The sequence below is a fragment of the Gordonia terrae genome, from assembly GCF_051789125.1.
Classification (GTDB): Bacteria; Actinomycetota; Actinomycetes; order Mycobacteriales; family Mycobacteriaceae; genus Gordonia; species Gordonia terrae_A.
Genome location: NZ_CP196526.1, coordinates 3,762,381 through 3,786,621 on the forward strand (window position 1 = coordinate 3,762,381; position 24,241 = coordinate 3,786,621).

At 66.3% G+C, this 24,241-nt stretch carries 27 protein-coding genes; 11 read left to right on the forward strand and 16 right to left on the reverse strand.

Annotated features, from left to right (window positions below; genetic code table 11):
• Nucleotides 1-49: 49 nt before the first annotated feature.
• Together ACSUZC_RS17155 and ACSUZC_RS17160 are read left to right on the forward strand one after the other, a co-directional pair.
• Nucleotides 50-682, forward strand: coding sequence for a dTMP kinase (locus ACSUZC_RS17155; protein WP_439029699.1), 633 nt, complete (start codon nucleotides 50-52; stop codon nucleotides 680-682).
• Between the two features lie 377 nt (nucleotides 683-1,059).
• Complete coding sequence (locus tag ACSUZC_RS17160) at nucleotides 1,060-1,599, forward strand: hypothetical protein (RefSeq protein ID WP_439029700.1); 540 nt, start codon at nucleotides 1,060-1,062, stop codon at nucleotides 1,597-1,599.
• 100 nt (nucleotides 1,600-1,699) lie between these two features.
• Here ACSUZC_RS17160 and ahcY read toward each other — a convergent pair whose 3' ends face one another.
• The 12 genes from ahcY to ACSUZC_RS17220 all read right to left on the reverse strand — a co-directional run bounded on the left by ahcY (nucleotide 1,700) and on the right by ACSUZC_RS17220 (nucleotide 10,658).
• Complete coding sequence (ahcY, locus tag ACSUZC_RS17165; RefSeq protein WP_439029701.1) at nucleotides 1,700-3,169, reverse strand: adenosylhomocysteinase; 1,470 nt, start codon at nucleotides 3,167-3,169, stop codon at nucleotides 1,700-1,702.
• A gap of 114 nt (nucleotides 3,170-3,283) precedes the next feature.
• A complete protein-coding gene (locus ACSUZC_RS17170; protein ID WP_439029702.1) occupies nucleotides 3,284-3,463 on the reverse strand; it encodes a methionine/alanine import family NSS transporter small subunit in 180 nt (59 codons plus the stop codon).
• Nucleotides 3,460-5,037, reverse strand: coding sequence for a sodium-dependent transporter (locus ACSUZC_RS17175; protein WP_439029703.1), 1,578 nt, complete (start codon nucleotides 5,035-5,037; stop codon nucleotides 3,460-3,462). Before ACSUZC_RS17175 ends, ACSUZC_RS17170 begins: the two co-directional genes overlap by 4 nt.
• Nucleotides 5,038-5,230: 193 nt before the next feature.
• Nucleotides 5,231-5,533 (reverse strand): WXG100 family type VII secretion target, encoded by a 303-nt coding sequence (locus ACSUZC_RS17180; protein ID WP_439029704.1) that lies wholly within the window; start codon nucleotides 5,531-5,533, stop codon nucleotides 5,231-5,233.
• Nucleotides 5,534-5,573: 40 nt separating this feature from the next.
• Nucleotides 5,574-5,897 carry a WXG100 family type VII secretion target gene (locus ACSUZC_RS17185; protein WP_439029705.1) on the reverse strand — a complete coding sequence of 108 codons (324 nt, stop codon included), beginning with the start codon at nucleotides 5,895-5,897 and terminating at the stop codon, nucleotides 5,574-5,576.
• A 118-nt stretch (nucleotides 5,898-6,015) separates the two neighbouring features.
• Nucleotides 6,016-6,825, reverse strand: a complete 810-nt coding sequence (locus ACSUZC_RS17190) for an ESX secretion-associated protein EspG (RefSeq protein ID WP_439029706.1) — start codon at nucleotides 6,823-6,825, stop codon at nucleotides 6,016-6,018.
• Nucleotides 6,822-7,868 (reverse strand): PPE domain-containing protein, encoded by a 1,047-nt coding sequence (locus ACSUZC_RS17195; RefSeq protein ID WP_439029707.1) that lies wholly within the window; start codon nucleotides 7,866-7,868, stop codon nucleotides 6,822-6,824. The genes ACSUZC_RS17190 and ACSUZC_RS17195 overlap by 4 nt, the downstream gene beginning before the upstream one ends.
• A 77-nt stretch (nucleotides 7,869-7,945) precedes the next feature.
• The gene (locus ACSUZC_RS17200) at nucleotides 7,946-8,257 is read right to left on the reverse strand and encodes a PE family protein (protein ID WP_439029708.1); all 312 of its coding nucleotides are present in this window, start codon (nucleotides 8,255-8,257) and stop codon (nucleotides 7,946-7,948) included.
• Entirely contained in the window at nucleotides 8,254-9,576 is a 1,323-nt protein-coding gene (locus tag ACSUZC_RS17205) for a hypothetical protein (RefSeq protein WP_439033160.1), read from the reverse strand. The genes ACSUZC_RS17200 and ACSUZC_RS17205 overlap by 4 nt, the downstream gene beginning before the upstream one ends.
• Before the next feature lie 14 nt (nucleotides 9,577-9,590).
• On the reverse strand, nucleotides 9,591-9,899 hold the full coding sequence (locus ACSUZC_RS17210) for a type VII secretion target (protein WP_238422603.1): 309 nt from the start codon (nucleotides 9,897-9,899) through the stop codon (nucleotides 9,591-9,593).
• Nucleotides 9,900-9,954: 55 nt separating this feature from the next.
• Nucleotides 9,955-10,266, reverse strand: a complete 312-nt coding sequence (locus ACSUZC_RS17215; RefSeq protein WP_439033161.1) for a YbaB/EbfC family nucleoid-associated protein — start codon at nucleotides 10,264-10,266, stop codon at nucleotides 9,955-9,957.
• An 8-nt stretch (nucleotides 10,267-10,274) separates the two neighbouring features.
• Nucleotides 10,275-10,658: a hypothetical protein gene (locus ACSUZC_RS17220; protein WP_439029709.1), complete on the reverse strand. Its 384-nt coding sequence runs from the start codon at nucleotides 10,656-10,658 to the stop codon at nucleotides 10,275-10,277.
• A 367-nt stretch (nucleotides 10,659-11,025) separates the two neighbouring features.
• On the opposite strand from ACSUZC_RS17220, the gene ACSUZC_RS17225 reads away from it, so the two are divergent.
• The 6 genes from ACSUZC_RS17225 to ACSUZC_RS17250 all read left to right on the forward strand — a co-directional run bounded on the left by ACSUZC_RS17225 (nucleotide 11,026) and on the right by ACSUZC_RS17250 (nucleotide 18,263).
• A complete protein-coding gene (locus tag ACSUZC_RS17225) occupies nucleotides 11,026-12,717 on the forward strand; it encodes an AAA family ATPase (protein ID WP_439029710.1) in 1,692 nt (563 codons plus the stop codon).
• A 72-nt stretch (nucleotides 12,718-12,789) separates the two neighbouring features.
• Nucleotides 12,790-13,110, forward strand: a complete 321-nt coding sequence (locus ACSUZC_RS17230) for a hypothetical protein (protein ID WP_439029711.1) — start codon at nucleotides 12,790-12,792, stop codon at nucleotides 13,108-13,110.
• Nucleotides 13,111-13,120: 10 nt separating this feature from the next.
• The gene (locus ACSUZC_RS17235; RefSeq protein ID WP_439029712.1) at nucleotides 13,121-15,604 is read left to right on the forward strand and encodes a hypothetical protein; all 2,484 of its coding nucleotides are present in this window, start codon (nucleotides 13,121-13,123) and stop codon (nucleotides 15,602-15,604) included.
• The gene (locus ACSUZC_RS17240) at nucleotides 15,577-16,497 is read left to right on the forward strand and encodes a hypothetical protein (RefSeq protein ID WP_439029713.1); all 921 of its coding nucleotides are present in this window, start codon (nucleotides 15,577-15,579) and stop codon (nucleotides 16,495-16,497) included. Before ACSUZC_RS17235 ends, ACSUZC_RS17240 begins: the two co-directional genes overlap by 28 nt.
• A 157-nt stretch (nucleotides 16,498-16,654) precedes the next feature.
• Nucleotides 16,655-17,383: a hypothetical protein gene (locus ACSUZC_RS17245; protein WP_439029714.1), complete on the forward strand. Its 729-nt coding sequence runs from the start codon at nucleotides 16,655-16,657 to the stop codon at nucleotides 17,381-17,383.
• A gap of 157 nt (nucleotides 17,384-17,540) precedes the next feature.
• The gene (locus ACSUZC_RS17250; protein WP_439029715.1) at nucleotides 17,541-18,263 is read left to right on the forward strand and encodes a hypothetical protein; all 723 of its coding nucleotides are present in this window, start codon (nucleotides 17,541-17,543) and stop codon (nucleotides 18,261-18,263) included.
• Here ACSUZC_RS17250 and ACSUZC_RS17255 read toward each other — a convergent pair.
• The gene (locus ACSUZC_RS17255; RefSeq protein WP_439029716.1) at nucleotides 18,260-18,892 is read right to left on the reverse strand and encodes a DedA family protein; all 633 of its coding nucleotides are present in this window, start codon (nucleotides 18,890-18,892) and stop codon (nucleotides 18,260-18,262) included. The two genes, ACSUZC_RS17250 and ACSUZC_RS17255, sit on opposite strands and share 4 nt — an antisense overlap.
• Before the next feature lie 202 nt (nucleotides 18,893-19,094).
• Between ACSUZC_RS17255 and ACSUZC_RS17260 the strand changes: the two genes are divergently transcribed.
• The 3 genes from ACSUZC_RS17260 to ACSUZC_RS17270 are packed head-to-tail and all read left to right on the forward strand — an operon-like array spanning nucleotide 19,095 to nucleotide 21,459.
• Nucleotides 19,095-20,165: an alpha/beta fold hydrolase gene (locus ACSUZC_RS17260; RefSeq protein WP_439029717.1), complete on the forward strand. Its 1,071-nt coding sequence runs from the start codon at nucleotides 19,095-19,097 to the stop codon at nucleotides 20,163-20,165.
• Between the two features lie 34 nt (nucleotides 20,166-20,199).
• Nucleotides 20,200-20,724, forward strand: a complete 525-nt coding sequence (locus tag ACSUZC_RS17265) for a hypothetical protein (RefSeq protein WP_439029718.1) — start codon at nucleotides 20,200-20,202, stop codon at nucleotides 20,722-20,724.
• Nucleotides 20,725-20,775: 51 nt separating this feature from the next.
• Nucleotides 20,776-21,459 (forward strand): TM2 domain-containing protein, encoded by a 684-nt coding sequence (locus ACSUZC_RS17270; RefSeq protein WP_439029719.1) that lies wholly within the window; start codon nucleotides 20,776-20,778, stop codon nucleotides 21,457-21,459.
• A gap of 105 nt (nucleotides 21,460-21,564) precedes the next feature.
• On the opposite strand, the gene truA is transcribed toward ACSUZC_RS17270, so the two are convergent.
• The 3 genes from truA to ACSUZC_RS17285 all read right to left on the reverse strand — a co-directional run bounded on the left by truA (nucleotide 21,565) and on the right by ACSUZC_RS17285 (nucleotide 24,222).
• On the reverse strand, nucleotides 21,565-22,503 hold the full coding sequence (gene truA / locus ACSUZC_RS17275; protein ID WP_439029720.1) for a tRNA pseudouridine(38-40) synthase TruA: 939 nt from the start codon (nucleotides 22,501-22,503) through the stop codon (nucleotides 21,565-21,567).
• A complete protein-coding gene (gene rplQ / locus ACSUZC_RS17280; RefSeq protein ID WP_439029721.1) occupies nucleotides 22,460-23,086 on the reverse strand; it encodes a 50S ribosomal protein L17 in 627 nt (208 codons plus the stop codon). The genes truA and rplQ overlap by 44 nt, the downstream gene beginning before the upstream one ends.
• 83 nt (nucleotides 23,087-23,169) lie before the next feature.
• Nucleotides 23,170-24,222, reverse strand: a complete 1,053-nt coding sequence (locus ACSUZC_RS17285) for a DNA-directed RNA polymerase subunit alpha (RefSeq protein ID WP_439029722.1) — start codon at nucleotides 24,220-24,222, stop codon at nucleotides 23,170-23,172.
• Nucleotides 24,223-24,241 lie beyond the last annotated feature (19 nt).

Sequence of the window (24,241 nt, forward strand, 5' to 3'; positions counted from 1 at the left end):
GGGACGGGCGTTCTGACCCGATCCGGGGCACCCACCTAGACTCCCCCGGGTGGGCCATTTGATTGCTGTCGAGGGGATCGACGGCGCCGGGAAGAACACCTTGGTGACCGGGCTGGTGAACCGGTGGACGGCGCAGGGCCTGCGGGTCACGACGTTCACCTTTCCCCGTTACGGGCAGTCGGCGACCGCCGACATCGCCGCCGAAGCCCTGCACGGGTCCCACGGCGACCTCCGGGGGAGCGTGTACGCGATGGCGCTGCTCTTCGCACTCGATCGCGCGGCGGCCGTCGACGACATCGCCGCCGCCACCGCGGACAACGACATCGTCATCCTCGACCGCTACGTCGCCTCCAATGCCGCATACAACGCGGCCCGACTCCACCAGGACGCCACCGGCGAGGTGGCCGGGTGGGTCGCCGACCTCGAATTCGGACGCTTCGGCCTGCCCGTTCCCGATCAGCATGTGCTGCTGGGAGTTCCACCGGAGGTCGCCATGAGACGCGCGGCCGAGCGCGCCGACCGGGACGCGACGAGGGCACGCGACGCCTACGAACTGGACGACGCCCTGCAACGTCGGGTGGATGCCGTCTACCGACAACTCGCCGAGATGGGGTGGGCGTCGCCGTGGCACCGATTCGACGGCGAGGACATCGACTCCCTCGCGGGTGTCCTGACCCCCTGACCCGGCGGGCATCGCTCGGCGGACAGCGCATGACGGACGGCGCGCCGCCGGCACCGTTCGAATGACTGCACGGATGGCCGTGCCCCAGTGCTTGGTTAGCCTGGAGACAACGATGTGGGAGGGCTCTCATGACCTATCAGCCACCACCACCCGGTGGCCGGCCTCCGCCGTACGGCCCCGGGCCGCACGGCGGCGATCCCGGCCCTGGCCACCGCCCGGGGCCCGCACCCCACCCACCGGCGGGTCGCATCCCACCGCCGTACGGCCCACCTCGCCCCTCCGGCCCGTACGGCCGGCCGCCGTCGGGACCCTATGGCCCGGGCCCTCACACACCCGGCCCCTACGGTCAGGGCTTCGGCGGTCCGCCGGGTCCACCGATGCCGCCTCGGCGCGGCAACACCGGAGCAGTCGTGGCCTGGGTGATCGGCGGAGTCGCGCTCGTCGCAGTGCTCGCACTCGTCGTCACGCTCGTCGTGACCCGTTCGGGCACAGACGATTCCGCAGTCGCGAACGAGTCTGCTCCGTCGTCGCCCAGCGTTGGCTCGAGTAGCTCCGTCCCGGGCGGATCGGGTTCGGAAGCCGGGTCCGACGACCCGGCCGCGCTGTCGGAGATCCGCGCGGCCCTGCTGGCGTACATCTCCGCCCGCAATGCCCGCGACGTGCAGCAGATGCGCTCGGCCGTCTGCACCCAGTCACGCGACCGCATCACCGATGCCCCGCCCGCCGATGGCGGCGACATCGTTCTCGACGGATTCCTCGACACCGTCATCGACGGCAACGTCGCCCAGTCCGAAGTGCTCTCGCACCTCGAAAGAAGCGGCCAGCGAACGGCTTCGGAGAAGTCGAACGAGCGTTTCCGGAACGAGCAAGGGGCCTGGATCTACTGCCCGGACGCCGAACCGGACATCGGCGCCTGAGCGCCCGGGCGAGCCGCCGTGGCCAGACCAAGGCCCAGACAGGAGAAGAGCCCCACCTCGGTGGGGCTCTTCTTCGTCGTGCAGGCGTTTCCGCGTTGGATCAGTACCGGTAATGATCCGGCTTGTACGGACCCTCGACATCGACGTTGATGTACTCGGCCTGCTCCTTGGTGAGCTTGGTGAGCTTGCCGCCGAGTGCCTCGACGTGGATGCGCGCCACCTTCTCGTCGAGGTGCTTGGGCAGACGGTAGACCTCGTTGTCGTACTCGTCGTTCTTGGTCCACAGCTCGATCTGCGCGATGACCTGGTTGGAGAAGCTGTTGCTCATCACGAAGGACGGATGACCCGTGGCGTTGCCGAGGTTCAGCAGGCGCCCCTCGGACAGCACGATGATCGACTTGCCGTTCTCGAAGATCCACTGGTCGACCTGCGGCTTGACGACGATCCGCTTGGCGCCGGAGCGTTCGAGGCCGGCCATGTCGATCTCGTTGTCGAAGTGGCCGATGTTGCCCAGGATCGCCTGGTGCTTCATCGCGCGCATGTGCTCCAGCGTGATGATCCCGAGGTTGCCGGTGGAGGTGATGACGATGTCGGCGTTGCCGATGGCGTCCTCCACCGTCACGACGTCGAAGCCGTCCATGAGGGCCTGCAGGGCGTTGATCGGGTCGATCTCGGTGACCTGCACGCGTGCGCCCTGACCGGCGAGCGACTCGGCACAACCCTTGCCCACGTCGCCGTAGCCGCAGATCAGAACCTTCTTGCCGCCGATGAGGACATCGGTGCCGCGGTTGATCCCGTCGATCAGCGAGTGCCGGGTTCCGTACTTGTTGTCGAACTTGGACTTGGTGACCGAGTCGTTGACGTTGATCGCGGGGAACGCGAGTTCACCGGCCGCTGCGAACTGGTACAGGCGCAGGACACCGGTGGTCGTCTCCTCGGTCACGCCCTGAACCGACTCGGCGATCGCCGTCCACTTGCCCTTGTCGGTCTCGAAGCGCTTGCGCAGCAACTCGAGGAACACCTTGTACTCGGCGGGATGATCGTCTTCGGCGGGCGGTACGACGCCGGCCTTCTCGAACTCGGCGCCGCGCAGCACCAGCATGGTCGCGTCGCCACCGTCGTCGAGGATCATGTTCGCCGGCTCGTCCGGCCAGGTCAGCATCTGCTCGGCGGCCCACCAGTACTCCTCCAGCGTCTCGCCCTTCCAGGCGAAGACCGGGACCCCCTTCGGGTCATCCGGGGTGCCGTTCGGACCCACCACGATCGCAGCGGCGGCGTGGTCCTGAGTCGAGAAGATGTTGCACGACGCCCAGCGGACCTCGGCGCCGAGCGCCACCAGGGTCTCGATCAGCACCGCGGTCTGAACCGTCATGTGCAGCGACCCGGAGATGCGAGCACCCTTGAGCGGCAACACGTCTGCGTTCTCGCGACGCAGTGCCATGAGTCCGGGCATCTCGTGCTCGGCGAGCTCGATCTCCTTGCGGCCGAAGTCCGCGAGGGACAGGTCGGCCACCTTGTAGTCGATTCCGTTGCGGCTGTCGGCCTTCAGCTCGTCCTGAGCAGTCGTCATCTGATCCCCTTGTCGTTCGCGTTCGGGCGCCACTTGATCCAGCGCGTATGCGTTCGATTCAGGCTATCGGACCGAGCGTCGAGGTCCGTAGAGCAGGGCGAGCGAAGCGGCGCGTCAGGTGTCGCGGGACGGGTGGGGGCGTGCGGCACGCTCGTCGTCGGCGCGGACCACGTCCGGGTCCTCCGCCAGCCCCTCGACCTCTGGTCGACGCCTCAGGAACACGATACTCGCGACGAGACCACCCCACACGATGGTGATCGACACGATGAGCATGACGACGGCGATACCACTCATCGGACGGTCTCCTTGGTGGTCGGGCCGCCCGCGCGACCCACATCGGACAAGGGTGGCCAGGGTAGGAAATCCGGTTGATCACGCCCCTTCCACGACGGCAGGGTGAGCAACACCGATGCCACGACGACCAGGGCGATCGTGCCCCAACCGAAGACACCGAGGTACCAGGTCGGGTATCCCTCATAGCCCTCGTCGATGACCGACCACACCTTCTGAACCAGCATGATGATGAGGAAGATCGGCGCGACGACCCCGACCAGGGCCAGCCATATCCGGCCGACCTTGAACGTCGACACAGCGTTCAGATGCTGCCGAAGCATGTCTCCGCGGCGGAGGACCCAGATCAGGATGATCGTCATCATGATGGCGGACGAGACCACGCCGACGTTGTTGGCGAACATGTCCACGGTGTCCAGCGCGATCAGACCCGAAGTCGTCGAGAACAGTGCGATCGAGATCAGTCCGCAGATCCCGGAGACGCCGACGGCGGCCTTGGTACGACTGATTCCCCACTTGTCCTGGAGCGCGCCGGAGACTCCGATCATGAGCGAGATCAACGACGTGAAACCGGCGATGACCAGCGAGCCGAAGAACAGGGCGCCGAAGAAGGCGGCACCCGGCATCTCCGAGATGACCGCAGGGAATGTGACGAATGACAGGATCGGACCGGTCAGCCCTTCCAGGTCCGACACCGCCACCTGCTGCTGGTAGGCGAGGAACCCGAGCGCAGAGAAGACACCGATACCGGCCAAGATCTCGAACGACGAGTTGGCGAAGGCGACGACCAGTCCGGAACTGGTCATGTTGGCCCGCCGTCGCTGGAACGACGCGTAGGCGATCATGATGCCGAACGCAATCGACAGTGAGAAAAAGATCTGACTGTAGGCGGCGATCCAGACATCGAGGTCTTTCAGTGCGGCCCAATCCGGGGTGAAGAGCGCATTCAGACCTTCGGCTGCGCCGGGCAGGGTCACGGCGCGGATCACCAGTCCCGCGAACCCGATGAACAGCAATGGAATGAAGACGATGTTGACCTTCTCGATGCCGTTGGCGACGCCCAGGATGAGGACGGCCAGCACCGCCAACCACACGACCACGAGCGGTAGCGCGACCCCTCCGACGATGGTCGTCGACACGCCGGGGTCACCGACCTTGAGATAGTCCTGGGTGAAGAACGTCGCGGGATCGTCGCCCCAGCTCTGCTTGAACGAGAAGAAGAAGTAGCTCAGCGCCCACGCGATGACTGCTGCGTAGTAGACGCCGATGACGAACAGCAAGCCGGTCTGGAACCAACCCAGCGCCTCGACGGGCTTCTTGATACGCCGGAACGACAACGGCGCAGTACCGCGAAAGCGGTGCCCGACGGCGTAGTCGAGAAACAGGATCGGGATGCCCGCGGTGAGAAGGGCGATCAGATACGGAATGAGGAAGGCGCCGCCGCCGCTCTCGTAGGCCACGCCGGGAAATCGCCAGATGTTGCCGAGTCCCACGGCGGAACCGATTGCGGCAAAGATGAAGCCGGAGTTACGGGTGAACTGCTCCCGGCCACCTCCGACGGTGCTGGCTGATGCCACCGCTGCCTCCTCGTCGAGTACTGCTCGCTCGAGGCCGGTCAGCCTCGGAGCTTGTAGGTGCTGACGCTATCGCACGACGAGGTCCTGGCGTGGCTGTTGGGTGCGGCGCGCCCGGCCCCGAGAACGGGGACCCGCAGGATGCACCCCGTGAGTCCCCGTCGGGGCGGTCGAGCCCGGGTGCCCGGGCCCCGGATCAGACGAGACCGCGGAAGCCCGATCCAATCGCCGAGTCGGTGTCCTGCATGATGCGACTGGCGTTGCTGACGCCCTGCTCCAGCGAGGTCAGCGAGTCACGGGACTGGGTGAAGATCCGGTCGAAGGCGCTCTGCGCGTCGAGGTAGGCAGCCTTGGCCTGCTGGGAGTTCCAGTTACCGTCGAGCGCTGCAACCTGCGCCTTGAGCTGGCTGTTGAGGTCTTCGAGCTGTGCGAAGGCCGCCCGCAGGCCGCCGCTGAGGTCGCCGAGGGCGGCGAAGTCGTAGTTGATCGAACCGTTCATGGTGGTTCCTTTCCGGAGCGTGGGGTTGGGACGGTGTGGGTCAGACGTTGGTGCCGAGGCCGCGAGCCGCGGCGGCGTCCTGGTCCTCGTAGCCGGCGAAACCGTTGGTCAGCTGGGTCTTGATCTGCTCGAGCAGCTGATTCATGGTGAGCGCGGCCTTGTTCCAGTCGGTGTGCGTGCCGTCGAAGGCGACGCCCGCCGAGCCCTGCCACGTGGGCGTCGCGTTGCCAGCGTGCTGCGCGATCTGCTTGATCGTGTCCTTCATCTCCTCGACGAGACTGCCGACCCTGGCCGCGGTGGCCTGTCCGTCTGCGACGTTCACCGTGACGCCGGCACCGCCGCCTGCTCCTGGCAAGTTCAGCATGAGTTCTCCTCCTGTGTAACGGCACCGATCGGCGATGCCCCCGTTGGTATCCGTGACACAGATACCCCTGACAGTTGTCTTCCGCGGCGGTCTGTTCCGCGAAATCCCCCCGTGCGGATCATGGCATCCATGTTCCGCCGGGCAGGGTCTCTATCAACAGGCCGACGGCCTGTGCGATTCGATGACCCGATCCCGGCGACAGGGTGGTCCACACCCGACCGTCCGGGGACTTACTGGGACTCGTCACGACTCGACCCCGATCGGTGTCGAAAATCGCTATGGCCCCAGAAGATTGAGCAAACCGGCCGTCCTCGTTCATCGAGGCGACGATCTCGGTTCGCGTACGGCACGACGCGAACGCCGACGAGACGACCATCGCGTCCGCGGGCGTCGCACCCAGCGCGTGGAGTGCGTCCGTGGTCTCCGCGCCCGACGCACAGCGACCGAGACGGTCGACGACCTCGTCAGCGGGCGCGGAGAACGCGGTGAACTCCGCGGGCGGTACCCGTTCGGAGTCGAACTGCGCCCGTACTAGTGCGGCGAGCGCCGCCACGTCGGCGACGTCGACGATCGTCAACTCGATCCGGCCACCGCACCTCACGGCGACCACGTGGTCATGACCGTTGCGTGCCAGACAGACACGCCGAACACCGGAGTCGGAATACGACCTGATCTCGATCTCTCGCTGCGGCTGCGCCAGGACCCGGAGGACCGTCGCGGTCCACAGGCTCGGTTCGCCGTGCTCGACGAGACCGAGTTCGTTGATGGCGGCGTCGGCCTCACGGTCTGTCGCCGACGGTGACCCCGTATCCACCGTGCCCCCCAGATCGAGGACGACGGGCCAGGTCTGGACGCCGAACCGCTCGCCGACGCGCCGCAGGACCGCGAGATCGAACACCGTCCCGGCGTCGTGGGTCATCGGCATCATCGGCTCTCTCCCGGGCCACCGAGCATCAGGGTCTCCGAGAGATACCGCGGGTCGACGCCGGACGCGTCGCGCCAGGCGGCCGACACATAGTGCGCCGCAGGTTGTTCCGCGGTGGCGATGTCCGCCCACGTGGCCGGTGTGTCCGCAGCTTCGGCCGACTCGGAGGCGGAAGGGCCTTCGGATACCTCTGCGGCCGCGTCGGCGGCGACCGTCCGCAGGGCGGTGGTCCGATCGGCGGGGACGACGCCGGGCGTCATGGGAGGCGGGACGCCGGCCCCTGTCGATGTCGCCGACGTACCCGAGGTCACCATCGACGACGCGGCCTGTGCTTGTCCCGCGGCGACCACCGTCGGTGCGTACCTGAGTTTCTCGGCCGGTGGTGCGAAGGCGCCGGGCAACCCGCCGAACATCGGCACCGCAGCCGGCGCCGAGACCGGGGCGGCGGGCGGCGCGACGGCGCGGGCTGCGGCCGCCCGTTCAGCCGCGAGCGCATCTCCGGATACGAGATCCGGTGCTGGACGGCCGGATTCCCACGGGGCACCGACCGGCTCGGTCGCCTGCTCGTAGGTCTGCATGACACGTGCCGCGCGCAGACGCTGCTGGTGCACGGCACGCTCGGCTTGGGCCGCGGCACCGGCGATGATCGGCGCGACGACGGTGGCCGTGGTGGTGATCTCCTGTAGTTTCTCGACAACGGCGACCTCGGCGAGGTCCGGCATCTGCAAGCGCGCCACCGTGATCGCAGCCGCCTGCGACTCGGCACGCAGGGCGTTGTCCGCAGCCCGGCCGGCCGTCTCGGCGAACCAGGGTGCGAGCCGGGTGAGCTTCTCGAACGCGGCGCTGGCGTGGGCGGACTGCCAATGCACTCCCAACCGGGCGAGTACTGCCGCGTATTCGATACCCGCCTCGCCGATGTCGGTGGCCAGTGACGCCCAGGCGACACCCGCTTCCGCCAGGGGCGCGGGACCGGGTCCGGCGCCGAGGTCGGTGGCGAGCTGTTCGGTGGTGCGTGTATCCCAGTTGACTCCGGTGAAGCCGATCATGGTGCCCTCCCCTCGGCGGCGTCAGGTTCGTCTTGCGTGATGGTGGTCGCGTGTGATCGTCGTCGGATGAGCGCCGCTTACAGCGCGACCTTGAAGGCCTCGGATGCCTCGGCGTCGCCTTCGGTGAATCCGGCGGCCTGTGCACGCAACACTGCCGCGATCTTGCGCATCTCGAGAACTCCGGTGGCCGAGTCCTTCTCGAACTCCTCGGCAACCGTCGTGAAGCTGGCCGCCGCCGCCGTCGACACCTCGTCGCGGCCCTGCGCGGCCACCGGGAGTGCGCGGCCAGCGCTGGTCAGCGCGAGTTCGAGACGGTCTGCGATGCGGTCGAGATCAGCTGCCGCCGAGAGCAATTCGGCGGGATCGACCCGAAGTTGGGCGTTGCTCATACATCCTCGTTTCGTTGGGGGCCGGGCAGACCCAGCCGTAATTCGATGTCGGGACTCGGTTCGCTGTCCGCTGTCTCCTCGTGACCGATGACCGCCGGCGCGACCTCGGGGGATTCGCCGACGACGCGACGTCCGTTGTCCTCGGTCACGAGATAGTCGGGCACGGAGTGCTGATCTTCGGCGGCACCGGCCCCACGAGCGCCTGCCGCACCCATCGGAGCGCCGCCCATCGGCATGGCTGCTGGTGCCGTGGTCGTCGGCCGGGCGGCCGTCGGAGTGCCCAGGGCGGGCTCACCGACCGCGAAGTTCGTCGGCACGGTCGGACGGGATGTACTGAGAGGCGACATCATTCCGATGCCACCGACACCCCCGCCGCCGCCACCACCGCCTCCCCCGCCACCGGATCCCCCGCCGTGGGGTTTCGTCGACAACGCCGCCGGAACGACCGAGGGTGAGTCCGCGTGGTCGACGTTGAGCATCTTGCTGATGGGCTGCATGAGGGAGGCCGGTAGCTCCGTCGCCGTGGAGACAGCAGGCGACACCACGTCGAGGATCGAACTCGCGAGCGTGAACGGTGACTGCCCGGCGGCTGCGGTGGGCGCACCGGTGACGGCGACGGGGGCGCCGTTGACGGCCATCGCCGTGGTCGGCGCAAGCAGCTCCGCCCGGGTCACGGCGACTGCCGCGGTGGCCTGAGACAAACCGATGGAAGCGATTCCGGCCGCCAGGGTGAGACCGGCGCCGATCGCCGGCGAGGTGATCATCGGGATGACCGTCGTGAGCTTCGCGACCGTCGCGGCGATGATGCCCTGCACGATCGCCAGGCCTTTAGCAACGATCCCCGCCGCGGCCTTGGTGTCGAACGAGATTCCCGAACCCTGGGTCGCGAGTGCGGTGCTGTCGGCACCGGCCTCAGCGGTCTTCGCGCCGGCGCTCACCGCCCCTTGCCCCGCCCACAGTTGGTCGGCGAGCTTGAGTGCGCTCTGCCCCATGGTCATCGACGTCTCGAGCACCTTCGTCAGGCTGTCGAAGATGATCGTCGGGTCGAAGCCGCCGCCGGAGAGGTCGCCGGTGCCGAATCCGCCGAGGAGGTCGGTCATCGGCTTGATGAAGATGTCCAGGTTCGGAGGCTGGAGCGGAGGCAGTCCGGGCATCGGAGGCAGCGGCGGCAGCACGGGCAGGGGCGGTAGCCCCATCCCGCCGAGCACGTCGCCAACGGTCCGATCGAGGATCGGCCCGAGCGGCGTGGCCTCGATCATCTGCTGCACCGTCATGTGGTTGAGCGCCGGAACGTCGGGGATGCCGGGCAGGCCCGGCATCGGTGGTGGAGGTGTCACAGCACCGAACGGATTGCCGCAGCGCTCGCGGCGTCGGTGCCCTCGAATTCGGCGAGTCCCGCGGCGGTCGAGGCCGCGGTGGCCGCATGCACCGCGGCCAGTTGCCCCACCGACATGAGATGACTTGCCTGCGCGGCGATGAACGCCGCGAGGAACTCCTGTCCGATGAGCCCGAAGACGGGCACCATGGCCGCGGTGTTGGCTGCGGCGTCGATGGAGCCCGCCGAGCCGACGGCCGTTGCCATCGCCGCGTTGGTGGCGGCGAAGCCCTCGAGAACCTCTGGTGTCACCTTGACGTTCGTCATCTGGAACCCCCTTGTTGGTCAGTGTGGTCGATCGGTTGCTTGTGCGTCGGACAGGTCATTCGGCCGGACGAGCTCCGAGCATGTCCCCGAACGATTCGTTGAACTCGTCGGTCACCACGGCGATGCGGGCGTAGACCTTTTGCGCGGCGAGAGCCGAAGTCGCGACGATCTGTTCCGCCAGACGTGCCGCACCGAGTTCGTTGGCGCCATAGGCAAGCCGTAGATCGGTCAGCGCACCTTTGCAGTCGACCTCGGCGGTGACCAGTCCGTCCGGGGATGTCTCCCGGACCGAGACCGCCTGCAGTGCCTCCTGGAAAGAGTGCAGCCCGTCGAGTTGCCGTTGTGCACGCGCCTCGAGTTCGTCCATCGCCCAGCTCATCGCTTCAACCACGACGCCGGCGCGCCGGCCTCCTCGTCGTCGCGCCATTCGGCACGAGCCAGATCGTCGGAACTCGGCAGGTTCATCTCCCCGACGAGGTCACGGTCGACCCCGGAGGCGAGGAGGCTGTCCCGCAGGCGGATCCCGGCGGACATCGCGGACTGTTGGCAGAGCCGCAGGATGTCACCGGCCAGCACCGATGGGTCCTTGTGCAATTCGGACGGGTCGATGCGGACAGCCACCGGAAGTCCGTGTGCGGTGGTTCGGACCGCGAGACCGCCGGACCGCGATCGGGCAGTCGAGAACTCGCGCATAGCAGCCCACGGGTCGTCGCCGTCTCGATCGACGTCGCGTACCGCCGACTCTTCGGAGTAGGTCATGGACAGTGCACCCCCTTCACGCCGAATAAGACGCAGGCGGGGCCCGTTACGGTTCCATCGAATTTTCGTTCGACAGAACCCGACCTCCCACATGCGGATCCGTGAAGAACCGCGCACCCCGCTGCGCTCATGTGCTGAGTGCCTGATACTGCCATACTCGGGTCAACGCCACCACACCAACGATGCGGTATGCCAAACGCGCCGAGTATCGGCTGTGGACGTAGACCGGAACCAGCCGCCGGCCTTGGGTAGACTGCCGCTCGACGCAGCCGAGGCTGATCGCTGAGCAGGGTGTTCGCTGCACGCCGCCACCAGGATCACGCAGCCACGAGATCGCCGCCCGGCCGCTTGACCAGAGGATTCACCGATGACGTACGAGAACCCCACGACGCCCGACGGTTCGAACGCCGACGCGCCGGCGCCGCCGCCGTGGCTGCAGTTCGCGCCGCCACCTCCGGCACCCGCGGGGGATGCGCCTCACACGGCACCCCAACGTCCGGATGACCAAAATTCATCGGGGGATCATCAGCCCGGCACCGAAGCGCCGATGTGGAGGCCGGGTGCCCCAGGAGCCCACCCAGAACTCACGGCACCGGGGGTCGCGGGCGCCGATGCGCAACCGCCGCGGTCCGGACCGTTCGACCACCCGATCGGGGGCGCCGTCCCGCCTTCTGATGCACGCCCGGGAAACCCACGGCCCGAACACCCAGGGCCAGAACACGCTGGGCCGCCACATCAGGGGCCGGCATATCAAGGGCCGGGACATCCCGGTCCGGAACGCCCGGGACCGGCACACGCCGAGCCGATCCAGGCGCCGCCCGCGACGCGCTGGGCGAGCCCGGAACAACCTCCGGCCGCCGCACCGCCGCACCACGAGGCACCGTTCTTTCCCGGTCCCCCGCCGGGGCAGCACGAACCCCATGATCCGTACTCCCCCGGGTCCGCCCCTGTGCCGGGCCCCTCGCCAGCTCCGGGCGGTTTCGAGCCGTCGCCACCGCCTCCCGTCGGCTACCCACCCCAACCCCCGCATCAGCAGGGCGGGCCGACCGCCGGTCAGGGTCACCTCCCCACTTTTCCCGGGCACCCGATGCAGCCCGGATACGCTCCGCCGCAGGGTGGTCCGTCGCTCGACGAGGTGGCGCTCATCCGCAAGGCGCGCCGCGCACCGAGCCGCGGGTGGCGCCGCGCGGTGCACACATTGTCGGCCGGCGCCATCAATCCCGGTGAGTCACAGGGCGACATCGCGTTCCAGCAGCTACTCGAACGGGTGAACCGGCCGGTCCGCGGGGACTACCGCATCGCCGTGCTGTCCCTGAAGGGTGGCGTCGGAAAGACCACGACCACCGTCGGTCTCGGCTCAACCTTCGCCTCGCTGCGCGGCGACCGCGTGATCGCCGTCGACGCCAACCCCGACCTCGGCACGCTCGCACAACGGATCCCGCAACAGACGCGGTCGACGGTCCGCGACCTGCTCGCCGACGAGAACGTCTACCGCTACTCCGACGTCCGAGCGCACACCTCACAGGCACCCAGCCGACTTGAAGTCCTTGCCTCCGAGCGCGATCCGGCTATGGCCGAGGCGTTCAACGAGGAGGAGTACCGCGGTGTCATCACCGTGCTGCAGCGGTTCTACAACATCATCATCACCGACTGCGGTACCGGCCTGAGCCATTCGGCGATGAACGGGGTCCTCGACCTCGCGAACACGATCATCCTCGTCAGCTCACCGGCTCTCGACGGTGCCCGCAGCGCCGGCGCCACCCTCGATTGGCTGGAAGCGCACGGATTCGGACACCTCGTCTCGCGCGCCGTCGTCGTCCTGAGTTCGTCGCGGCCAGGGTCGTCGACCATCGACACCGACCAACTGGGCCAGCACTTTCTCACGCGATGTCGCGCCGTGCACAAGATCCCGTTCGACGACCATCTCGCCGAAGGCGCGGATGTCGACCTTGAATTGATGTCGAAACCGACGAAGCGGTCGTTCGTCGAGCTGGCGGCCACCATCGCCGACGATTTCTCCGGAGGGCCCGGACATCGCGAGGAGCCTTTCTTGCGATGAGAACGTTCAAGACGCCAAACAGCAGTATGTCGTTGCTATAGTTCACGCGATCATGTCCGGGACGGGGGAAGCATGACCGATTTTGCAGTGAATCCAGGGGCGGTGGGTGGCGCATCCACTTCCATCTCCGCGGTGGCGTCGACGATCGAGGGATACACCCTCACGTCCTCGTTCAGCGCGCTGACCGGCGCATTCGTCGGTGCGACGAATCCGATGACCGAAGTGGCCGGTAGCGGCGACCAACAGGTCACGTCGTCGCTGAACAACGCCGCGGGTGCGGTCACCGCGTTCTCCGAGATGATCACCTCGTTCAAGAACTCGACGGTCGAACTCGACGGCGAGAATGCGACGTTCATCCGCCAGGCCGTCTCTTACCCGGCCGGTCCCGCGTGACGGTCCGGGGATGACGCCGACTTACGACCAGGTCATCGGGTGGAAACCAGAATCGCTCGGCGACATCGCATCAGCGGCGCGAACGCTCCAGACCGACCTCGACGGCCAGGCTCCGAGGGCCGGTGATCCGGTCATCAACCTCACCACCGCAGAGTGGAAAGGGTTGGCCCGCACCGCCGCCGACGGTCGCGCGGAGAGCATCACTCGGTGGTTGAGATCGTTGTCCGACCAGTATGGGTCCCTCGCAGCGGCTTTGGGCAACGGCAAGACAGCCATCCGCGGTGCGATGACGACGTTGGAAAATCAGAAGTCCACAGCGGCCGCGCTCGGTTACGAGTTGCGCACCGACGATCCCGCCTACAACGTGGATTTCAAGAAGTCGATCGCACCCGACGGCGCCAAGTACAACAAAGACACCGCGACAGAGCTCCAGCAGGCACTCCTGGATCTCGGCCGCGCCGCCGACACCGCAGTGTCGGATACGAATTCGGCGGTCTCTGCCGCCCTCAGTGCGATCGCCGGTCTCACGCCGGCGTCGATCGCGCAGAACAGTTCGACCATCGACCCGACCAAGGCAGCGCCGGACGCACAGGCGATTCTCTCCGGGACCGCGACTCCAGAACAACGCGCGCGGTTCGAGCGAGCCATGCAGCTCACACCGGAGCAGCTGGCACGCCTCCAACTCGGGCAGCCCGTCGACATCTCCCCAGAGCAATTCCTCTACATCAAACACGCGACGGGAGCAGTCGACGTAGGCGACGGCCGTTATCTCACAGGCATATCGGCCTTCAACACCTTCGGCACCGACTTCGGTCGGCCGAACCCCACGTCGCAAAGCGCCCGAGCGGCGCTCGCCAACGGACTTCAAATCCTCTCGAACGAGAACGTCCACGCTGGCGGCATGCACGGCTCATTCAATCTCCTACCGCAGACGATCAAGGACGTTCTCGGCAACGACAACCCGGTCACCAGGAAGAACAACTCTGTCGTTCTCACGGGTGTGAACGACGCGTCGAAGATCGGGAAGCTCCTGCAAGCGGGCGACCCGCGATACCAAGCGGGGACGACGATCGATCGCTCCCTCGGAGAGCTGGGCCGGAAGTACACCGACGCCATCGCCCTGTACGAGCAGGAGTTGCAAGGCAAAAGCGCAAGCGGGATGTGGATCGACGGTCAGACCTACATCAATTCGTCGAACTCGCCGTTCATGGAGGCTGCCCCCCATGCTCTGGTCGAAGACGTTCTCGGCGCAGTCGGCCGCGACAAGATGTGGGTTCATGACGTCTTCACCGGGCAAGACGGCGCCGACTTCATACACGACCTCACGACAACCGACTGGCATGACAACGGTTCTGCGGCTGGAACCTTTTTCGATGTGGGTGCCGATGACGCGCGGTCCACTTCGTTCGACGTACCTCCAGATCATCGAACTCTGGGCCAACAGTTGGACTACGCGGCCGCTGAACGATCGGCGGGCATCTTCGAGGCCGTCTCCCGGTACATGGGATCTCATGACGGCTACGGCGCGCTGATGGACATTCCCGGAATTGCTGACAACCAGTCGATCGGCGAGCTCAATCCAGAGCTGGTTCGAACACTGGCCGAGTCCTTGAAGCCGTATGCCGGTGAGCTCGGCGGCGACCAGGATCAATCACTACCCGGTTTCAACGACGTTCCGGGGCAGAACGTCATCCACTCACCCGGCACCGACAACTTCGAAGGGTCATCGCGGATCTTCGGGCTTTTGGCAACCGACGAGACGGCTGCGAAAACCTTTTATTCCGAGGTGTATTCCCAGATCGCCGACGAAGCGGCCCGTTACGGCGCTGATCCCAACGCCGGTGACGCGGCGCATCGACTGGCTCTGATGTCCCACTTGCGCGGACTCGCCGACGAAGGGCTGCTGTACGCGGCCCACGACAAAGCCGGTGACGACTTCGCAGCGGCGAAAAGTGCATATGAGTTGAAGGGAAAGATCCTCGACGATGTACTCAAAGTGTCCGACCTCGGCACCGGCAAGCTGACCGACAAGGCACCAGGATCCGACATCCTGCTCGACCACGTGAAAGACGGTCTCAAGAATTCGCTACTGGGGCCGGCACCATCAGAGGATGGTTTCGATCCTGCGACATACAAGCTGCAGATAGACGGGTCATCGGGCGGCACCGGCAGCGCCGTAGGCGACATCCGAGCGGCGATTGTGGCCGCAAGTGTGGGAGACATCCGGCCTCAGCTCGACCCAGCCTTTGCGGAGCGGTTAGACGACCGGGGCTGGTTCAATCCCGACGGTTCTCTGAGGAGTCGGGACGAAATACTCGAGACACGCAAGACCAGCGAGACCGAACTCAGTATCGATACACGCACGATCGTGGAACAGCTCGCAGCCAAGACTCGAAACAGTAACCCTGGCAACATACCTGAGGACTATCGGAGTGTGTGGGGCGAGTCGGAAGAACTGGGAACCAAATGGAAACTGAACCTGCCCCCGTCATAGCTACGCGTTGTCGCGGCCTCGCGCCGCGTCGTTTGTGGAGCGCCAGGGCATTACCCACCCTGCTCGTCCAGGTCATCGGTGTCATCCTCATCGGGGCAGGTTGCTCGACGTCGGGTGCCGAACCGGCGGAAACCAGCGCCATTTCACGTCCCGACATTCCGTATTCGACCCAGTGGTCGGCCGCCGCCGGCATCGACGTCCAATCCCGACCAGCCGAGCTGGTCCGCGCCACCATCGACGGCGGCGAAATGTCTGCATGGGCAGGCGTCGACCACTCGTTTCCCGGTTACGCCGACGCCGTCGCCAATGCCCGCGAGTACTTCGGCTACTGGGGAAGCACTGACCAACCACCCACGCCCGGAAACCGGATTCCCGCGGCCGACACCGCGATGTCACGGCACATCGCGTCGATGACAACCTCCGATACCACCATCACCGCCCGCATCTGCACCATCAGACAGTCGATCAAACCCGCCTACCCGCCCCTTGAGAACACGGACGGAAGCTTCATCGGCGGGGCGCAACCACGAACGCTCGAAGTGCATCTCCGAAAATCGACTGACGCCTCCCCCGGAACCGCCGGCGAACGCGATGACTCGCCCACCGAGCACGACCCACGCGCTAGCGATCAGCCGTCCTGGAATGTTTACGGCAACTGGACCATCGACGCCATCCGCGACCTCTACGGCAAGAACAATATGTGGGGCGACGAACCCGAGTGTGTGGCCTGGTGGCACAAGAAGTTCCCAGGATGGTCGGGAACCACATCCCTGGACTTCCAACCGCCCCACCCCGTCAACGGCCCCTGGGAGTGGTACAACCTCCTCGCCCTCGACCCACCCGCACCACCGAGCTACCCCGAATGGATCGCACCCAAAGGCGCAGACGCATGATCGTGACAAGCATGGCCCAGGCATGCTGATCCGCACAGCGCCTACCCGCCCCGCTACAACGCTATTCGCCTGTGTCGTCGTCATCAGCGCATGCTCGACACCTCCACCTCAACCAGCCCCACCCAGTCCTGCTCAGCGACCCACGATTCCCTATTCGGTGCAATGGTCCGCAGCCGACGGCATCAACATCCAAGACCGGCCCGCGGAATTGGTCCGCGCCACCATCGATGCTGGCGAAATGGCCTCATGGGCAGGCACGAAAAACTCGTTTCCAGGGTTTGCGGAAGCAGTAGCCGGCACCCGCGAGTACTTCGGCAACTGGGGGAGCCCCTATCAGCCTCCAACACCGGGAAATCGCATTCCTGTTGCGAACACGGTGATGTCTCGCCACATTGCTTCGATGACTGCCACGGACACAGCTGTCACGGCACGCATCTGCACGCTGCGGCAAGCAGTCAAGCCTGCGTATCCACCCGCCGCCAACGCCGAGGGGAGCTTCATCGGCGAAGCGCGCCCTCGCACACTCGAGGTACAGCTCAGGAAACCTTCGGGCGTTTCTCCAGGCATCTCCGGCCACCGTGACGAGTCAGCTGCCAAACACGACCCCCGAGGTGACGATCAGCCGTCCTGGAATGTCTTCGGCAATTGGTCCATCGACGCCATCCGCGATCTACGGGGTGTGAACGACTTCTGGGGCACCGAACCCGAATGCATCGCCTGGTGGAAACAACTCTTCCCCGGATGGACAAGCGTGACGCGCCCCGGCGACTTTCGACCGCCCCATCCCGTCAACGGGCCGTGGGAGTGGTACAACCTCCTCGCGCTCGATCCTCCCGCACCACCGAGCTACCCCGAATGGATCGCACCCAAAGGCGCAGACGCATGATCGTGACAAGCATGGCCCAGGCATGCTGATCCGCACAGCGCCTACCCGCCCCGCTACAACGCTATTCGCCTGTGTCGTCGTCATCAGCGCATGCTCGACACCTCCACCTCAACCAGCCCCACCCAGTCCTGCTCAGCGACCCACGATTCCCTATTCGGTGCAATGGTCCGCAGCCGACGGCATCAACATCCAAGACCGGCCCGCCGAACTCATCCGCGCCACCTTCGACGGCGGTGAAATGGCCGCCTGGGCCGGAGTCGACCACTCCTTCCCCGGCTACGCCGACGCCGTCGCCCGCACCCGCGACTACTACGACAGCCTCGGCAGCACAACACAACCACCGAAACCACAAAACCTCCCACCCTGGGCATCGACCGTCCGGTACCGCCACATCACCACCCTCAACTCCACCGACACCCACATCACCGCCCGCATCTGCACCCTGCGACGGTTCATCAAACCGTTCGGCGAACCCACCCGCTACAGCGGTGACGGCAGCTTCTTCGGAGTGTCACCCCACACCCTCGACATCGTGCTGTCCAAACCCGCCGACACCTCCCCCGGCGTCCCCGGAGAACGCGACGACTCACCCGAACACGACCCACCCGGCAACAACCAACCCGACTGGAACGTGTACGGCAACTGGACCATCGACGCCATCCACGACCCCTACGGAGACAACGGCATCTTCGGGGATGAACCCGAATGCATGGCCTGGTGGCACGAACTGTTCCCCGGGTGGTCAGGAACCACATCCCTCGAGTTCGGACCGCCCCATCCCGTCAACGGGCCGTGGGAGTGGTACAACCTCCTCGCCCTCGACCCACCAACACCACCGAGCTACCCCGAATGGATCGCACCCAAAGGCGCAGACGCCTAAGCGGCTTCCTGGTTGGCGCGCCGGTCTCGTCGCGCGATCCGCCAGCGCCTCGCCAGGTGGATGAACGTGGGCACGACGATGGTGAGCACCGAGGCGATGATGAAGATCTCGATGTTGTCGCGGATGATCGGGACGTTGCCGAGGAAGTAACCGAGCAGGATGATCCCGGCGGCCCACGTGAAGCTGCCCAGGACGCTGAAGACGGTGAACGTCCGGTGGGGCATCCCGCTGAAGCCTGCGACCAGCGGCGTCAGCGTGCGGACGATCCCGATGAACCTGCCGAAGAACACGGTGAGCGGCCCGAAACGGTCGAAGTAGTGGTTCGTCTTCGCGAGGTATTCCGGCCCGATGGTCCGCATCAGCTTGCCCTCGACCACACTGCGACCCACCCGTCGCCCGATGAAGTAACCGCACTGGTCGCCGATGATCGCCGCCACTGGCACGGCCAGACACAGCAACCACAGCGGCGCGAACGGATCGGGTTGTGCCGCGAACACGCCCGCGGTGAACAACACCGAGTCGCCCGGGAAGATGAACCCGACCAGGATGCCGGTCTCCACGAAGATCAGCACGCACAGACCGATGAGGCCACCGGTGGCCACGAACGACTCGATGTCGAAGGGGTTCACCACGTCCAGAGTAGTGAAGTCCTGCCACTACCTGCGCCTTCCAGCAGCAGGATGGCCGACCTGTCGGCAGACATTCAGACGCCGGTAACCCGTCGGCGCCCGCCCCTGCGCATCCCGGCGAGCATGCCGGCCCAGCATGCGGTTTACTGGCGGGAATCAGCGCGTCGCCGACCGACCGACCCGAGCCAGGAGGAGATCACCCGTGCCGACGCAGACATCCGGGCCCACGACGACCCCGGGGCCAGCACTCCGCCCGGTCTCCGACACCGACGTCCGAGTCGAGTACCACACCATCCACGGTTACCGTCGCGCGTACCGGATCGCGGGTAGCGGACCGGCACTGCTGCTCATCCACGGGATCGGTGACAACTCGTCGACGTGGGACGAGGTCATCCCGATCCTCGCGCAGCACTACACCGTCATCGCGCCGGACCTCCTCGGCCACGGACACTCCGCCAAACCCCGAGCCGATTACTCCGTCCCGGCCTTCGCCAACGGGATGCGCGACCTGCTCGTCGTGCTGGGCGTCAGCAAGGTCACCGTGGTCGGCCACTCCCTCGGTGGCGGCGTGGCGATGCAGTTCTGCTACCAATTCCCGCGGTTCGTCGAACGCCTCGTCCTGGTCGCCGCAGGTGGGGTCACCCGCGACGTCAACCCGGCTCTGCGGTTGTTCTCACTGCCCGTCGTCCCGCAGTTGTTGTCGACCCTCCGCATCCCCGGCGTGGTACCGGGCCTCACCACCCTCGCCAGAGCGGTCGTGGCAGCGCCGGTGCCTCCGCTGTTCCCGTCCTCGGCAACACCGAGGCATCTACTCGCCGACCACGAGGACCTGATGCGCGTGCTGAGCGGACTCGCCGACCCCACCGCATCGGCGGCGTTCCTGCGCACCCTGCGAGCCGTCGTCGACTGGCGGGGTCAGTCCGTCACCATGCTCGACCGCTGCTATCTGACCGAACGCTTGCCTGTCCTCCTCATCTGGGGCGATCGCGACATCGTCATCCCCTACCATCACGGCGAACTGGCTCATTCAGCGATCCCGCACTCCGAACTCGAAACCTTCTCCGGCTCGGGACATTTCCCGTTCCACGACGACCCGGAACGGTTCTGCCGCCTCGTCATCGACTTCATCGCGCGCCACGCTCCCGTCGAGTTCGATCCGCTCAACTGGCGCCACCTCATGTCCGAGGGCGCGCATCCCGAGCAGTTCGTCGGCGACGACGACACCGTCGACGAGGTCCTCGAGGCCTTCGAGGACGAGCGCAACGCCACCTGACCCACCGCGCCATCGGGTGTGCCACCATTGCTGGATGACCCACCCCGGTAACGGCGACCACGGCACATGGCCGTTGCCGCATCAGCCGAACGCGTACGACTCGAGCCCCGGATTCGTGCCCGCGCCGGCCCAATTCCCGGCTCCCGGTGTGTTTCCCGGGCAGAACGCGCCCTACTACGACGCCGGCGCGGCAGCGCTTCCCGAGCCGCCGCTGGTCGTCATCGGCGACATCACCTGTACACAGAACTACGTGATCACGCCGTCGGGCACGTTCCCGATCGCGGGCTCCCAGTGGGAGGTCACCGACATGTCGGTGTCGACCGAACAGATGTCACAGACGGGTCTGGTGCTGGCGCTCGTCGGGTTCTTTCTGGTCTGCTTTCTGAGTCTGCTGTTCTTGCTCATGAAAGAACGTCGCACCACGGGTTACATCCAGGTGCGGGTCCGGGGCGCGGGCGGCGGGATGCACGTCACGAACATCCTGGCCACCTCGCCGTGGACCATGAGCGATGTGTCCGGACGTGTGTACTACGCGCGCGACCTGGCATCCAGGGCCTGAAACGTCCGAACAAACGAAGAAGAGTCGATCACCCACGAGGAGGACCACCCGATGACCAGTCCCGACAATCCCGGGGACAAGCCGCACGATCCATTCGTCAAGAACCCCGCGCCCTCCGACCAGAGTCAGCCGGGCACGACGCCGACCGATCCGACACAGGACTCCGGCAGCACGACCGCATTCGGCGCCGGCCAGGACTCCCAGACCCAATACGGTTCTCAGCAATTCGGTTCTCAGCCATACGGGGGTGACCAGTACGGATCCCAGCAGTACGGGTCGCAGCCGTCCGGCGCGCAGGACTTCGGGACCGGCCAGCCCTACGATGCGCAGCAGCAGTACGGGGCCCAGCAACAGTACGGGGCCCAGCCCTACGGCGCGCCGGCGTACCCCGCCCCGGGTTACGGGGCGCCCCAGTACGGTTACGGCGGAGCACCCGACCCCACCGCGCCCTACGGCCGCGATCCCGCCACCGGTGAACCGCTATCGGACAAGTCCAAGCTCGTCGCGGGCCTGCTGCAGATCTTCCTCGGCAGCCTCGGCGTCGGCCGCTTCTACATCGGCGACAACAAGACCGGCGCGATCCAGCTCGGTCTCACCGTGGTCGGTTACATCACCGCGATCGTCATCGTCGGGATCTTCATCGTCTTCGGCGTCGCCGTGTGGGCGTTGATCGACGGCATCATGATGCTGACCGGCAATGTGCGGGACAAGAACGGTCTCAAGCTCGGCAACTAGCCTCGCCCATCGACACAACCGCCCCTGAGACTCGTCCACCAGAGAGACACGGTTGACATCTCCGTCAGCCGACTCCCGGAGGGCGGATCTCAGGGGCGTTGTGCGTCAACCCCCGCAGCACCCCGTGGCCCCACGTACGTCGCGGGTCACTGTGTTGCGGGCGGCGAGGTCGTCATCGGCGGGATAGTCCACACCGACCAGACACAGTCCGCGCGCCTCGGCGACCGGCACCTCACTGCTGCGCGCCCGCTCCGCGAGAAGACCACGGCACCAGTCGATGTCGCGCCGACCATCGCCAACGCTCGCAACCGCTCCGACGAGCGAACGCACCATCGACCAGCAGAACGCGTCCGCGCTCACCTCACCGACCAGCACGCCGTCGGCATCCCGAGACCAGGAGAAGCGCTGCAGGTCGCGGATCGTCGTCGCGCCTTCGCGTCGACGACAGAACGCCGCGAAATCGTTGAGCCCCAACAACTCCGACGATGCAGCATTCATCGCGTCGACGTCGAGGGGTCGGCGCCACGTCGCCGTCGTGCGTGCCACCACCGGCTCGGCACCCCACCGTGCGTCGGTCAGGCGGTAACGGTAGTGCCGGCGCAGCGCCGAGAACCGGGCATCGAAGTCCGCCGGGACGACACGCACCGCCGTCACCCGGACATCGTCGGGACACATCTTCGCGAGGCGCCCGACGAGCGTCGACGGATCACCGCCGATCGATCTGGTCTCCAATGCCGACCGCGGAACGTCGGCGTGTGCGACCTGCCCCGTCGCATGAACACCGGCGTCGGTACGGCCCGCCACGGTCAGCCGCACGGGTACGCGCAGCACCGTCGACAGCCGGGTCTCCAACTCCTCGCAGACGCTGCGCTGACCGATCTGCCGCGCCCACCCGGCAAAATCGGTCCCGTCGTAGGAGACGTCGAAGCGGAGACGACAGAACCCGTCGGCGCCGGTATCGGCGCCGACGGGTTCGGTCAGCAATTCTCGACTCAGTCGACTACTTCTTGTCACCGTCGACGTCGGCTCCGGCTGCCTCGGCATCCGGAGCGGTCGCCGCTGTGGACTCGTCGTCGACAGCCTCGGCGACGGCCTCGGCGTTGGCGACCTGAGCGTCGGTGGCGTCGGCCTCGGCGGCCTCCACCACGTTCTCCGCAGAGTCGGAGGAGTCGCTATCGGCGACAACCTCTTCGGTGGCGTCGAGCTTGTCCTCGGCAGCCTTCTTGGAGGCGGCGACGCGGGTTGCGCGGCTTGCCTCGCTCGACGCGGTGGTCTCACGCACCAGCTCGATCACGGCCATGGGGGCGTTGTCACCCTTGCGCGGCAGCGTCTTGATGATGCGGGTGTAACCGCCGGGACGATCGGCGAAGAACGGGCCGATCTCGTCGAACAGCGTGTGCACGACGTCCTTGTTGCGGATGTCCTTCAGCACCTCACGACGGTTGGCCAGCTTGCCGGCCTTGGCGTGGGTGATGATCTTCTCCGCGTACGGACGCAGGCGCTTGGCCTTGGCTTCCGTGGTGGTGATACGGCCGTGCTCGAAGAGCGAGGTGGCGAGATTCGCCAGCATCGCCTTCTGGTGGCTGGCCGACCCGCCGAGGCGGGCACCCTTGGTGGGCTTGGGCATTGTCTTCTCCTAGGAGGACTCCGGATCGCTCGATCGTCGGAGTCGGGGGTTGGGCAGTGACAGCTACCGCCGCGTCGAAGCGACTACAGCTGCTCGGTTTCCGCGAAATCCTCACCGGAATCGGCGTCGAAGGACGCGTCTTCCGACCACGTGCCGGTGGCCGGGTCGTAACCCGCGACCTGCGACGGATCGAAGCTGGCCGGGCTGTCCTTGAGGGACAGGCCGAGCGCGTGCAGCTTGACCTTGACCTCGTCGATCGACTTCTGACCGAAGTTGCGGATGTCGAGCAGATCCGACTCGGTCCGGGCAACCAGCTCGCCGACGGTGTGCACACCCTCGCGCTTGAGGCAGTTGTAGGAACGAACGGTCAGCTCGAGATCCTCGATCGGCAGGCTGAACGACGCGATGTGGTCGGCCTCGGCCGGCGACGGCCCGATCTCGATGCCCTCGGCCTCGACGTTGAGCTCCCGGGCGAGCCCGAACAGCTCCACCAGGGTCTTGCCCGCCGACGCCAGCGCGTCACGCGCGCTGATCGAGTTCTTGGTCTCCACGTCGAGCACGAGCCGATCGAAGTCGGTGCGCTGCTCGACACGGGTTGCCTCGACCTTGTAGGTCACCTTGAGCACCGGCGAGTAGATCGAGTCGACCGGGATACGGCCGATCTCGGCACCCGACGCCTTGTTCTGCACGGCCGGAACGTAGCCACGACCCCGCTCGACGACGAGCTCGATCTCGAGCTTGCCCTTGTCGTTCAGGGTGGCGATGTGCAGATCGGGGTTGTGCACGGTGACACCGGCCGGGGGCACGATGTCGGCGCCGGTGACGGTGCCCGGACCCTGCTTGCGCACGTACATGGTGACCGGCTCGTCCTCGTCGGAGCTGACCACGAGGCCCTTGAGGTTCAGGATGATGTCGGTGACGTCTTCCTTGACCCCGGCCACGGTGGTGAACTCGTGGAGCACACCGTCGATACGGATGCTGGTGATGGCAGCACCCGGGATCGAGCTGAGCAGGGTACGACGCAGCGAGTTTCCGAGGGTGTAACCGAAGCCCGGCTCGAGCGGCTCGATGACGAACTTCGAGCGGTTCTCGGCAAGGACATCCTCGGAGAGGGTGGGTCGCTGTGAGATGAGCATTTCTTGGATATCTCCTTTG